The following is a 12,427-nucleotide window of genomic DNA, read 5'->3' as shown; positions in this document are numbered from 1 at the left end:
AATTCCCGAATAAACCGCCCTGCCGTTTTCCACTAACCAGGAAGCGTAGCCGCCCGTCACATTTGCCCGCCGTGTTACCGCGCAGCCTATTTCTTTGCGCTAAACAACACCGCTTTATGAAAAAATCAACCCGCTACATCCTCGCCACGGCATGGATTCTCGTTTCCCGCTCGTTTGATGCCTACGCCACCTGGCAGCACACGCCCGATTTGCAGAAAGAAGCCAGTCCGCTGGCCAGCGTTTTTGGCCTGAGCTGGCTGCCCATTTTGCTGTTGCTGGGAGCGGTGTGCGCTTACGTGATGTTTGCCTACTACAAAGCCCTGTTTGGCAAATACCGCATTTTCCCCACCGAAAAAGGCTACAGTTTAAGCCAATTTGCAGGCTACATGGCCACCGGCGCAAAAGCACCGTGGTGGAAAATGTGGGTGCAGTTTCCGAAGAAAGCGGCACACCTGCATGCGTATTTCGGGTATTTAATGGTCATCAGCCTTTCGGTGGCCGGTGTGTTTTCTACGGTAATGTGGGTGTTGATCTGGACTTCGGAGTTTTACCGGAGTGTGCATTCGGCGGGGTTGGTGTATGGGGGGATTTTGGTGAGTGTTAGTGTGGTTTATTATTGGTGGGTGAGGAGGAATTATTTGGGGTATGTGAAGGCGTAAGGAAATTGTAAACCCTTTGTGCAGATTAGTTTAAAGTGGTCGAATTCGATCACTTTATAATCGGGTTTTATTTGAATTTATTACTGTCTTTTATCTGTTGGTATATTAAATCCGTTCTAACTTTTCCAAAAGTGATTTTTGCCGCTTAATAATTTCATCTATCTGATCTATTTGAGAAGTTATTTCCGATAATTTGAAAGAATGTTGTTTTGCTGATCTCAAAACTTTTCCATATTGAACCTTTACCTCTGTTATCTTGAACTCGTAACAATCAATAATGACATCATTATCTTTTTTATATGGCTTTCCCCAAATTCCATGGATGAATAGATTTCTGTTTTTTCTTATGCACGAAATCTTTTCAATTAACCTTTCTACTTCTGTCTTTTCGAAATCTTTATATAGATTCACTTTTTTCAAAAGATCAATATTAAAACTCAGTGAATTTTTTTCAATGATTGGATTGATTAGAAATAGATCATCCGTAATATGACCGCCTAAGAGGGAAACCACATTCGCTTCCATTTCAGCAAACATTGTTGATAGTAAACCTAAATGAAAGTAAAATAATTTTTCATCATCATTGCATGTTTTGTATTCGATTTTCATTTGAAGAATGATATTTATTTAGGTGGAGTCTCTGTTTTTATTTTAATGAAAGTTTCATTTTGGGTCATTTATCTTTTCCCTTCCTTAACTCTTTTTTCTTTTTCGTTTCAGGCAAATAGTTTTCAGATGTTACGACTTGCTTGCCCGTTTCTATTTCCAATGCTTTTCGCGCATCACCTGCAATTTTTCCACCCTGATGAGCAACTTTCTTATTTTCAATAAAGCCAACAGGGTTTTTCTCCTTGACAATTGCAGTAGTTGACGCTTCTCCCAACATCGAAAAAATCAACTCAAGATCAGTCATGTGATCCCGTAAATTCTGACTTTTAAGCCCTTTGACTTTTTTGTATTCAGAAGGTGTAAATCCGAATGTTGCTTTCGAGATTTCTGCTGTGAGAATAGAGTACTCAATCTGTTCTTTTACACCCCTGTTTTCCATTCTTCGGTTAGTTCTTCACGAATGGCAATACTTCTCATTCGTTTTTCAATCCACCCGTCGGGATAACCTTTCTGCTTGTAAAGCGCTCTTGTTCGCTGAGTGGCTAATTCCGGGTTCTCGATTTCCTCCAGCCTTTCTGCTCCAACCTGAGCAAGCCAAAGCTTGAATGGTTCTGCTTTGGGTGAAGGAATGGATTGTATTACACGCAGAAGCCCTTTTGTATCAGCAGCTTGTATTTTACGTCTTTTGCCGTCAGCCGCTTCCATTTCAACCAGGGGACAAATTGTCCCCCAGTTGGAGTTTAGCTGGGCATCACGTTTTTTCATCTTTTTAATGTAGTCCTTTACATTTACGGTATCAGTAAGGACTTCAATTACATCTTGCACTGAAAAGTACCATTTCTGTTCATGCGCGTTCCATTCAGAACGAACCTTTTTGTTCTCAAAAAGTTTAATGCTTCCCATTGGGTTAAGATATGCAAATAAGCAGTTTAATAAATTATATGTAATGAAATTGATAACTCAATAGACTTGCTTTCCACATCCTCACCCCAAAACCGCCCACCGCAACTTAGCCGGTTTCGCCCGCGGATTACTTGCACACTCCGCCGCCGAAGGCCGCACCGGCTCATTAGAAATTTCGGAATACACGCCTTCGCGGAAGAAGCGCTGGAATGACTTCTTTACGCGGCGGTCTTCGCCGGAGTGGAAGGTGAGTATGGCTACACGGCCGCCGGGCTGGAGTGCGCCGGGGAGTTTTTCGAGGAAATTGTCGAGCACGCCGAATTCGTTGTTTACTTCGATGCGCAGGGCCTGGAATACGCGCTGGCAGGCTTTTTTGATGTCGGTGTCCTTGTGCTCGGGCGGGAGGAAGTGCAGGGCTTCGGCAATGAGCTGGCGCAGTTGCTGGGTGGTGGTTATTTGCTCGCCTTTGTGGCGGCGGTGGGTGATGGCGTGGGCAATAACCTCGTGGTGGGGCTCGTCGGCATTTTCGAGGAGGATTTCTTCGAGGTCTTCGCGGCTTATGGTTTTGAGCAGGGCGCTGGCGGGTTTGCCGCGCCAGGGATTGAGGCGGAGATCGAGCGGGCCGTCAACCCGGAAGCTGAAGCCACGGTCGGGATTGTCGATCTGCATGGAGGAAATGCCCAGATCGGCCAGCACAAACTGCAGCGGGCCGGAGAGCGCCACCACTTCATCTATTTGCTCGAAATTGAAGGGCAGGGTGGTGAGCACGTCTTCGCCAAAGCCGGCGGCGCGGAGGCGTTCGGTGGTTTTGGGCAGTTCGAGCGGATCCACATCGGTAGCAAAAAGATGGCCGCCGGGTGTGATGCGTTTGAGCAGTTCGGTGGTGTGGCCGCCGTAGCCGAGGGTGCAGTCCAAGCCGGTTTGCCCGGGCTGTGGTTGCAGCACGTCGAGTATTTCCTGCACGCAAATGGGGCGGTGCGTGCCCGCCGGTGTGTGCCCGCGCGCAATTACTTTGGCGGTGTGGTCGGCATACTGGTCGGGCTGCTGCTCTTTGTATTTTTCTTTAAACGCTTTGGGGTGCGTGCCTTTGTAGCGCGGGCGGCGGCGGGGTTTATCGTGGTTGTCTGCTGGTTCCATCTGGTGTACGAAGGTAGGAAATAGCGCCGCCCTGAATAGTGGCCGGGCAATAATGCTGGCGGTGAATTTATTTTGCCAGGCAGGGACACGCCTCAGCTGCCGCGCATTTCCGCACCAGTATAGCGCCTTTCAGGAATTTACTGCCAGCGGATATTGTACCACGAGGTATTCCAAAACAGCGAAGTTACCAACGCGGCATACGAAATATCATAGCTGAGATCGCCGTTGGCTATTGCGCCATTGGCTACATACGGATCAAAACCGGTTACGTAGTAGGGATAAGGGTCGTTGACTTTCAGGATGAGATTATTTCCTGAATCATAGTAATACCCTTTTATCAGCGCCACATGCTGCGAATTTCCGGGCAATACAAACTGCTGACCGGGATTGATGCCTGCAATAACCGGGCGGTTCTGATTCAACTCATTTACCAGATCAGATGGCTGTAAACAGCCTGAGAGGAAAGTATTGCTTAATGTGCGGTTCTGGTTGTAAAGCTCGCGGCAGGCTACTTTGGGATAATTGGTAAGCATAAAGGTAATCATAGATGCTGAGCCGGCCGGTCTTACGCAATTGCCGCAATTGATATTGCAGGCGTCGCAGGCGCCGTATTGCGCATACCCGACAGCGCCGATAATGCCGCACTGATAATCGCCGCCCGGATTTACGGTGGGCAGGCCATAGTACCTGAAAATCATTTCGCCCACGGCCAGCCAGCACCATACTTCGGTTTCCTGCTGCACGGGGGGAATAACCATTGTGGTTGGATTAAGTATGCCGCAGCCATTTATCACCCCGTCGTAGCGGCACGCGCAGTTATCGGCTATGGTGGCTGTGGCATCGTAGTTTGTGGCCTGAGGATTGAGGCAGCCGGCTTTTTCGCGGCAGTTGCATCCGCTGATCAGAATAAAAAGCGAGAAGCAGGCGTATAGAATGAAACGATTGCGCATGTTGCAGGGTTTTGGAAAGAGGAAAGATGGCAAAAAAAACCGGAACAATCAACCTGCAGGCACAATAGCGCCGAATCTTCTGTTTACTCCTCAAAACCTGCTATCTTCACCGGCTCAACGCCATGCTTAAACGCTTTCTTCATTTCATCCGCAACCGGCATTCGCTGCTGTTTAAAGGTGTGCTGTTTCTGATCAGTCTGGCGCTTATTGTGTACCTGTTTCCGCACAATCTGCGTTTCCGCTACGACCTGAGCAAACTGCAGGGCAAGCCGTGGCCGTACGACAAGCTGGTGGCGCCGTTTGATTTTGCCATCAGCAAAAGCGGGGCCGAGCTGGATACGGAACGCGAGGAGTTGCGCAACAGCCGCAAGCTGTATTTTCGTGTCGATTCGGTGGCCGTGACTCAGGCGCGTAAACTGGCGGCCGGTACTGCTGCAAAGTCGTTTTGCGATTCGGTTTACCGCAAAGGCGTAATTGCCTGGCCGCAGCAAATGCGTGCTGAAGAAGCCATAATGCTCATCAACGGCAGCGTGGCCGAAGAACAGCCTGTTGCGCAGTTTGTGCCGCTTACGGCAGCACGGGCAAAATTCAGAAGCCAGTTTCCAGCCCTGCCGGCCGATTCGCTCATTGTGGCCGGTGTGCGCTACGATCAGGCACTGACAGAACGTTTTCTGAATCAGTCGCTCAGCAATATTTCCTCCACACGCGGCGCCGTAAGCCGCGACGAGCTGCTGGTGGATCGTGGCGAAATTGTGGATGAGAACATTTACCAGCGCCTGCTTTCGCTGCAACAAAACATCAATTCGCGCGGGGCGGGCGATAGCGGCTACCTGCAGCTTATTGGCGGACAATTGCTGCTGGTGGCGTTTTGCCTGTTTGTGCTGTTTCAGTTTCTTCGGCTGTTCCGGCGCGAAGTACTGGCCAACGATGCCTGGCTGCTGTTTATTTTGCTTTTTGTGGTACTCACGGTGTGCATGTCGTACCTGCCGGTGCTGTTTGAAGGCATTCCCATTCTGGCGCTGCCGTTTTGCATTCTGCCCGTAGTGATGCGCGCGTTTTTCGATACGCGCATTGCGCTGTTTGTACACCTGCTCACCATTTTTATCATCAGCATGACGCTGCCCGGCGATCAGTACGAATTTGCCATGATTCAGATTCTGAGCGGTATTGTAGCTATTTTCAGCATTGCCAGCATGCGCAACCGTTCGCAGCTGTTCTTTTCGGTGGTGATTATTCTGGGCGCGTATGCTACGTTGTTTACCGGCTACAAATTTATTACCGAAAGCGATTTGCGGCTGGTTGACTGGCGCGTGCTTACGCAATACACCATCAGTGCGCTGCTGGTGTTGCTGGCGTATCCGCTCATTTTCACGTTCGAGAAACTGTTTGGCTTTGTATCAGATGTAACGCTGCTGGAGCTTTCCGACACCAACAACCCGCTGCTGCGCGAACTGGCCGAACGCGCGCCGGGCACGTTTCAGCATTCGCTGCAGGTAGCCAATCTGGCCGAATCTGCCATACGCAGCATTGGCGGCAGTACGCTGCTGGTGCGCACCGGTGCGCTTTATCACGACATTGGCAAGGCCGACATGCCGCTTTATTTTATGGAGAACCAGACCACGGGCGTTAATCCGCACAACGAGCTGAGTTTCGAAGAAAGCGCGCAAATCATTATCGACCACGTGATCCGTGGCATAGAAAAAGCAAAAGCCGCCAAACTGCCCGATATCATTATCGACTTCATCCGCACACACCACGGCACCACCAACACGGCCTATTTCCTTACACTTTACAAGCGCAACAACCCCGATGTGGTGGTTGACGAAGAATTGTTCCGCTATCCCGGCCCGGAGCCGTATTCGAAAGAAACAGCGGTGCTCATGATGGCCGATGCCACGGAAGCCTCATCACGCAGTCTGGCGCAATATGATGTGGAGAGTATTGATAAATTAGTGGAAGATATTATCGACCATCAGGTGGAACAGAAGCAGTTTAGTAATTGCGACATTACGCTGAAAGATATTTCCACCATCAAAAAAATATTCAAGAAAAAGCTGCGCAGCATTTACCATGTGCGTGTGGCTTATCCGAAGTAATTGCGTATTTTTGAATTGATAATCAACGATATGATTAAGTCGGTTAACCTGAATAATTTTATGAATTACGAGAATTTTTCAAGCGAAAAATTCTCGGGAATTAATGTGTTTATTGGTAAAAATGATACCGGGAAAACCGGCTTGCTGAAACTATTGTATGCCTCGGCAAAAAGTGTGGAAGAGTTTTCACTCAAATCACGCACAAACGATCCGGTACTGAAGAAAATTCTGGCCGAAAAACTTCAAAATACATTTCAGCCCGGCAAAAAAGGCCTTGGCGAATTAGTTAGAAAGCCCGTAAAAGACAAACTTATTACCGATATTGAATTCAGGCACCCATGGACAAATTACCGCGACCGTTTGCATTTTTCATTTGGCGAATCAACCACCACCACGATAACCGATTGTCAGGATAAAATTTCTGAACTCGACTCCAGATGCAAGGTGCTTTTTGTTCCGGCTAAAGAAGTGCTGACAGCTTTAAAAGCCATCCGCGCCACGCGCGATAATTTGCACATGACCGGGTTTGATGATACATATCTTGATTTGATTCGTTCATTGGTGTTGCCTCCTGTTTCCGGTAAAACAACTTTCGAACTTAAAGATGTAAAATCGAAACTCGAAGATTTGTTTGAAGGACATATTGAACCTGATAGTGATGATGATTTTGTGTTTGTGAAAAACAGGAATCAATTCCCGATGCAACTTACCGCAGAAGGCATAAAAAAAATAGGTATTCTTCACGTACTCATCCGAAACAGACAATTGAGCCAAAACTCAATTTTGTTTATGGATGAACCCGAAACTGCTCTTCATCCAAGTGCAATAAGGGAATTGGCCGATATGCTTATGCTTATGTCGAAGGCCGGGGTTCAAATTTTTCTGGCCACACACAGCTATTTTATGCTCAAACAACTGCATCTGTCTTCGAGGCAATTTGAGGTTGACTCATTATGCTATGAACTAAGACAGTCGCAATCGGGTATAGTTTCACAAAGACACGACCTGAGAACATCCATTCCTGAAAATGAAATCTCAGAAGAAGCCATAAAAATGGCCGATCAGCAACTTGATCTCGATCTTAACTCTTGATTATGGCTTTTCTTACTGAAAGCGGAACCACGCTAACTTTTCCTGATGCAAACGGTTTCAGACTTGGTAATTGCCTTGGCTATCAAACACTTAGTGGTAATTATTTTAAAGAAATGGATGCTGGTTGGATTGATACTAATAACAGCCGGGTGCTTCTTTTTGAATTAAAAGACTTCTCTTCTCCCGGTTCAATTTCGGGTAAAATCAACGAACGAATATTCAATCTGACTAAAAAGTTTATTGATGTACTCCAAATAATGCTTTGTGTGCAAAAGCAAGGAGCATTGGCTGCCGATTTTGAAACTTGTTTACCGGCTCCGATAGCAAATTATGAATTAGAGTTTTATGCTGTAATCCACGCTCCCAATCAGGAGGCTGATATTCAGCTTATTCACGATAAATTCAGAACTATTTTTTCACCGTATGCCCGAATTTGGGGAATCAGAAAGTATGCCGTAATGGAAAAACAACAGGCTGTAAATAGATTTACAGGTATTGTATCTTAACAATACTGCGGCAACAGTTTGATTTTACTAAATTTGTCTTTCATTCATTCGCATAAAATAAACCCACTATGGGCCGTATTTTCGAGAAACGCAAACACAAAATGTTTAAACGCTACGCCACCATGGCGAAGCAGTTTACCAAAATCGGGAAAGAAATTGCCATTGCCGTGCGTGCCGGCGGTCCCGATCCCAATACAAACGCCCGTCTCCGCCTGGTAATGCAAAACGCCAAAGCGGTAAACATGCCCAAAGACCGCGTGGATAACGCCATTGCGAAAGCGGCAGGCAAATCGGCCGGCGATGATTACCAGGAAGTGGTGTATGAGGCTTACGGTCCAAACGGTGTGGCCATTGTGATTGAAACCGCTACCGACAATCCGACCCGCACCGTAGCCAATGTGCGCATGCACCTGAACCGCTGCGGCGGCGAATTGGGCAAGTCGGGCTCGCTCGATTTTCTTTTCGACCGTAAAGGCATTTTCCGTATCAACACCACCGGCCACGATATTGAATCGCTCGAACTTGAACTCATCGACGCCGGTCTCGAAAGCATTGAACCCGGCGACGAAAACGATGCGATGGTCTATTGTGCCTTTGCCGATTTCGGCGCCATGCAGAAAGGCCTTGAAGCGCAAAAAGTAGAAGTACTTGAAGCCAAACTCAGCCGCATTCCCACTACCATGAAAGACACGCTCACCGGCGAAAACCTCGAACTCTTCCACAAACTCATTGAGCGTTTGGAAGAAGACGAAGACGTGCAGGAGGTGTTTCACAACATGAGCGAAGGCGACGACGAATAAGCACTGTTCCTTCCATAACACAAGAGGCTGTTCCTTTCATCGGGAACAGCCTCTTGTGCTTTATTCGTTGCAGGTTTATGCGCCAATAAACATGTTGCGGTTGTACACTCCAAACACCTTACCCGTAAACGCCGTGCCTGTAAACGGCGTGTTGGCCGAAAGTGAGCGGATATGCGTTTTATCAAACGTCCAGTTGCTGGCGGGGCAGAAGAAGGTAAGGTTTGCTGCTGCACCTTCTTCCACAACGGGCACAGGCAATCCGGCAATGGTGCGCGGGTTAATGCAAAGCAACTCCACCAGCTTTCCGGTTGAAAGTGCGTTTGTTGTAGCGGCCAGTGCGTAAGCTGTTTCGAGGCCCAGCATGCCGAAATGCGCCAGATCAAACTCCACCACTTTTGATTCGGCATCTTCGGGCAGGTGGCCGCTGGTGATGCAGTCGATGGTGCCGTCGGCGAGGCCGGCAAGCAGGGCCTGGCGGTCTTCCTCGCCGCGCAGGGGCGGATTTACCTTGTAGTTTGTATCGAAATCGGCCAGCGCGGCATCGGTAAGGAAAAGGTTTACGGCATGCACGGCGGCGGTTACCGGCAGTCCTTTGGCTTTTACTTCGCGCACTAACTGCACGCTGCGTGCGGTGCTGAGCGCCATAAGATGCACGGGCGTACCGGCATACTCGGCTAAATAAATGTTTCGTGCCACCATGAGTTCTTCGGCCAGCGCCGGAATGCCTTTGAGGCCGAGCGAGGTGCTCATTACGCCTTCGTGCATTTGCCCGCCTGCCGAAATGGATTTATCGTCGCAGCGCACATGTATGCGGCCGCCAAAGTTGTGCGCATACATGAGTGCGCGCACCAGCAATCCGGCATGATGAACGGGCTGATTTCCGTCGGAAAATGCTTTGGCGCCGGCCAGGTGCATGTCGTAAAGTTCGGCCAGCTCTTTGCCTTCGAGGTTTACCGAAAGTGCGCCGGCGGGCACCAGTTCGGTGGCAAAATGCGCCGAGCGGCGCAGTACATATTCAATACCGGCTTTGGTTTGCGTAACCGGCAGCGTATCGGGCATTACCAGTGCAGCCGTAAAACCACCGGCTGCAGCGGCTGCAGCGCCGCTTTCGAGTGTTTCGCGATGTTCGTAGCCGGGGTCGCAGAGGTGTGCCTGCAAATCCATCCAGCCCGGCGATACATGCAGTCCGGTTACCTCGTGTACAGTGGCGCCGGCATGTTCAATGGCTCCGGCAATGCGCGCAATGCGTCCGTTTTCGATGAGCAGATCAGCTGTTTGCAGGTGGTGTTTACTGCCGGGCGCAACAATGGTTACTTTGCGAAAGAGATGGCTTTGCATAGTTATTATGTTCAAACAGGCTGTGTGCCTGCCGTGGTGGGCGAAACAGGTTTGGGCGATGTATTCCAGAAACGCAGCAGCAGCACTTCGGCCAGCAAAAACGCCAGCGCGAGCCAGATACAGGTTTTCCAGAGACGGATGCCGTAGTCGCGTTCGGTGAGTGTTTGCGTAAGTCCTTTGCCTTCGTCTTTCAGCAGCGAGAAGTGGGTGAGGCCGGCTGCGGCAATGCTTTCGGTCAGCAGTTCTTCGCCGGCGGGCTGCATGTCTGATTCGAGGCGGTTGAAGTTGAATGCTGCGCCGGTAAGTTGTGTGGTGCCCTGCATCACAAGGTAGTTGCCCGATTCGCGCAGGGGCGGAAGATCAAGTCGTGTGCGACCCTGAAACACGCTGTGCGAGGGAATAATATCGAAGTTGCGCGATTTCTCGGTGAGGTGAAAAACCTGATCGCCGCTCACTTTTACATCGCCCAGATCAATTACGGCATTGCTGCCAATGGTGTAGAACAGCGGGCGCCGGGCCTGACTGAACAACGCGGCCTGATAGAGTGTGGGCACAAACACGGCATGGCGCGGAAAGTTGCTCCACGCGCTGCTCAGCGGCACCGCGCAAAGATAAACCATGCCCGAACCGGAGGAAGAAGCCGCGCAAAACACTTCGCCTGTGCGCAGGCGCAGCAGTTCGGTCTGGGTAGTGCGTACGGCGTTGCCAATGCGGTAATGATCGTTTACCATGGGCAAATCAATGTTCTGATCGGTGCGGGTAAATACGCCCTGATAAAGCGGATGCGCGTAATTGATGCGGTCAACCGCAGTGCGCACGGTGTCTTTGCCGCCCAGCGTGTTTGCACCGAGGCTGGTGAGCAGCTGGTTCCAGCTTTCTACCTCGGCATCGGTACCCGGAAAGGCAAACAGGCTGCCGCCATTGTCCACAAAGCGTTTCAGCTCAACCGCCAGACCGGTGGAAATGGTGTTGAGCGAGTTGAGGATGATGAAACGTTGTGCTTGCAGCGAACCGTAATCGAGCTGTTTTTCGCTGGCGGCGGTGTAAATAAACGAGGAGTCGCTGCCGAAGAGTGTGCCGAGAAATGCGGCGCCTTCGCTCTGCAGTTCGCTGCCTTCGGGTGTGTTGTGTATAGCCAGCACGGGCATGCGGGCAGCCACATCAAACGAAAACCAGAACCGGTCGTCGAATGTAACCGGGTAGTCGTTTATTTCAATAAGCCCCTGCTGCAGGCCGGTTTCGCGCACGGTAAAGGCTATTACCGTGTCTTTTGTGCTGCCGGCCGCAATGCTGAAACTTGAGGGTGTGCGTGCTTCGCCGTTGATATACAGGCGCATGGGCACGTTTTCCATGTCTTGCGTGCTGCGGCTGCGCAGGCGCACATGAAGTTGTTCGGTTTGTCCGGCGCGGCGCACCGGCGTATCAAACCATACTGAATCCACATACACGTTGTTGCGGTTTTGCGCCACCACAGGCAGCAGGCGCACGCGCAGCGAGGTATCGGCATTTATGCGTGGTACATCGCTTATGCTTTTCTGGAAATCGGAAACGAGAAAAGCCTGCCGGTTTCCGCTGGCAATGCCGGCAACGCCCATGAGCACATCCTGCTGGCGGGTTACTACTTCCGAAAGCTGCCGCACAGCCGGCGAAGTCTTTACTTCGTCAAGCAGCTGCAAAAACTCATCGCGCGAAACAAGACGCTGGTGGCGGCCTTCAAAATCGTTGGTGAGGAGCTGGAACCTGTCGGCTGGCGTATAGGCAAGCGCAATATCGCGGGCATTTTTCTTTGCTTCGTCAAGCAGGGTGCCGCTTTTGTTTACGGCATCCATGCTGAAGGAATTGTCGATCCAGATACTTACCAATTTCTGACCGGCACGCAGGTTCACATTTTCTTTGGGCAGAAAAGGCTGGGCAAAAGCCAGCACCAGAAAAGAAAGCGCGAGTAAGCGGCAGGCCAGCACCAGCAGGTGTTTCAGTTTCGATTTCGACTGTGTTTCGAGCTGTACTTCGCGCAGAAAGCGCACATTGGTAAAGTAAACCCGGCGGAATTTCCGAAAATTGAAAAGGTGAATAATAATCGGAATAGCTAAAGCCGCAAACGCAAAAAGGAAATACGGGTTAACAAATTTCATGTGTTGCAAATATACTCAACTTGCCTGCTTGGTAAAGTAGCCACCGCTGAAAAAGGCTGTTCCTTTTTTAACGGGCTTTTCATATTGCCTAAGCGTTTGGTTTTCAAGCGGCTTTTGCCTGGCGGCTAATTGCGTACGTTAGTTAAGGAAATACCCAGTGTGTTGTCCTTCATTTGAAATGAGCGGGTAAATATTAAAAAAGGCT

10 protein-coding genes and 1 pseudogene are annotated in these 12,427 nt (G+C 49.7%); 5 read left to right on the top strand and 6 right to left on the bottom strand.

Going from position 1 to position 12,427, the window contains the following annotated elements:
- The first annotated feature begins 116 nt into the window (after positions 1–116).
- Positions 117–659, top strand: a complete 543-nt coding sequence (locus IM638_17400) for a hypothetical protein (GenBank protein ID MCA6364813.1) — start codon at positions 117–119, stop codon at positions 657–659.
- Positions 660–764: 105 nt separating this feature from the next.
- Here IM638_17400 and IM638_17395 read toward each other — a convergent pair whose 3' ends face one another.
- From IM638_17395 to IM638_17380, 4 genes and pseudogenes are all read right to left on the bottom strand, one after another.
- Complete coding sequence (locus tag IM638_17395) at positions 765–1,268, bottom strand: hypothetical protein (protein MCA6364812.1); 504 nt, start codon at positions 1,266–1,268, stop codon at positions 765–767.
- Between the two features lie 64 nt (positions 1,269–1,332).
- Positions 1,333–2,171 (bottom strand): annotated as a pseudogene (locus IM638_17390) (phage antirepressor protein).
- A gap of 81 nt (positions 2,172–2,252) precedes the next feature.
- Positions 2,253–3,308 (bottom strand): 16S rRNA (cytosine(1402)-N(4))-methyltransferase RsmH, encoded by a 1,056-nt coding sequence (gene rsmH, locus IM638_17385; GenBank protein ID MCA6364811.1) that lies wholly within the window; start codon positions 3,306–3,308, stop codon positions 2,253–2,255.
- 137 nt (positions 3,309–3,445) lie between these two features.
- Positions 3,446–4,258 carry a hypothetical protein gene (locus IM638_17380; GenBank protein MCA6364810.1) on the bottom strand — a complete coding sequence of 271 codons (813 nt, stop codon included), beginning with the start codon at positions 4,256–4,258 and terminating at the stop codon, positions 3,446–3,448.
- A 122-nt stretch (positions 4,259–4,380) separates the two neighbouring features.
- Here IM638_17380 and IM638_17375 point away from each other — a divergent pair, with 122 nt between their 5' ends.
- From IM638_17375 to IM638_17360, 4 genes are all read left to right on the top strand, one after another.
- On the top strand, positions 4,381–6,354 hold the full coding sequence (locus IM638_17375; GenBank protein MCA6364809.1) for an HDIG domain-containing protein: 1,974 nt from the start codon (positions 4,381–4,383) through the stop codon (positions 6,352–6,354).
- A gap of 30 nt (positions 6,355–6,384) precedes the next feature.
- Complete coding sequence (locus IM638_17370) at positions 6,385–7,446, top strand: AAA family ATPase (GenBank protein MCA6364808.1); 1,062 nt, start codon at positions 6,385–6,387, stop codon at positions 7,444–7,446.
- Between the two features lie 2 nt (positions 7,447–7,448).
- The gene (locus IM638_17365) at positions 7,449–7,952 is read left to right on the top strand and encodes a hypothetical protein (protein ID MCA6364807.1); all 504 of its coding nucleotides are present in this window, start codon (positions 7,449–7,451) and stop codon (positions 7,950–7,952) included.
- A 68-nt stretch (positions 7,953–8,020) separates the two neighbouring features.
- Entirely contained in the window at positions 8,021–8,752 is a 732-nt protein-coding gene (locus tag IM638_17360) for a YebC/PmpR family DNA-binding transcriptional regulator (protein MCA6364806.1), read from the top strand.
- Positions 8,753–8,827: 75 nt separating this feature from the next.
- Here IM638_17360 and IM638_17355 read toward each other — a convergent pair whose 3' ends face one another.
- Positions 8,828–10,090 (bottom strand): dihydroorotase, encoded by a 1,263-nt coding sequence (locus IM638_17355; protein MCA6364805.1) that lies wholly within the window; start codon positions 10,088–10,090, stop codon positions 8,828–8,830.
- 11 nt (positions 10,091–10,101) lie between these two features.
- Positions 10,102–12,222, bottom strand: a complete 2,121-nt coding sequence (locus tag IM638_17350; protein MCA6364804.1) for a BatA and WFA domain-containing protein — start codon at positions 12,220–12,222, stop codon at positions 10,102–10,104.
- Positions 12,223–12,427 lie beyond the last annotated feature (205 nt).

It is taken from the genome of Bacteroidota bacterium (assembly GCA_020402865.1).
Taxonomy (GTDB): Bacteria; Bacteroidota; Bacteroidia; order Palsa-965; family Palsa-965.
The sequence above is the reverse complement of the archived record's forward strand: the minus strand, read 5'-3'. Positions and strand labels throughout refer to the sequence as shown.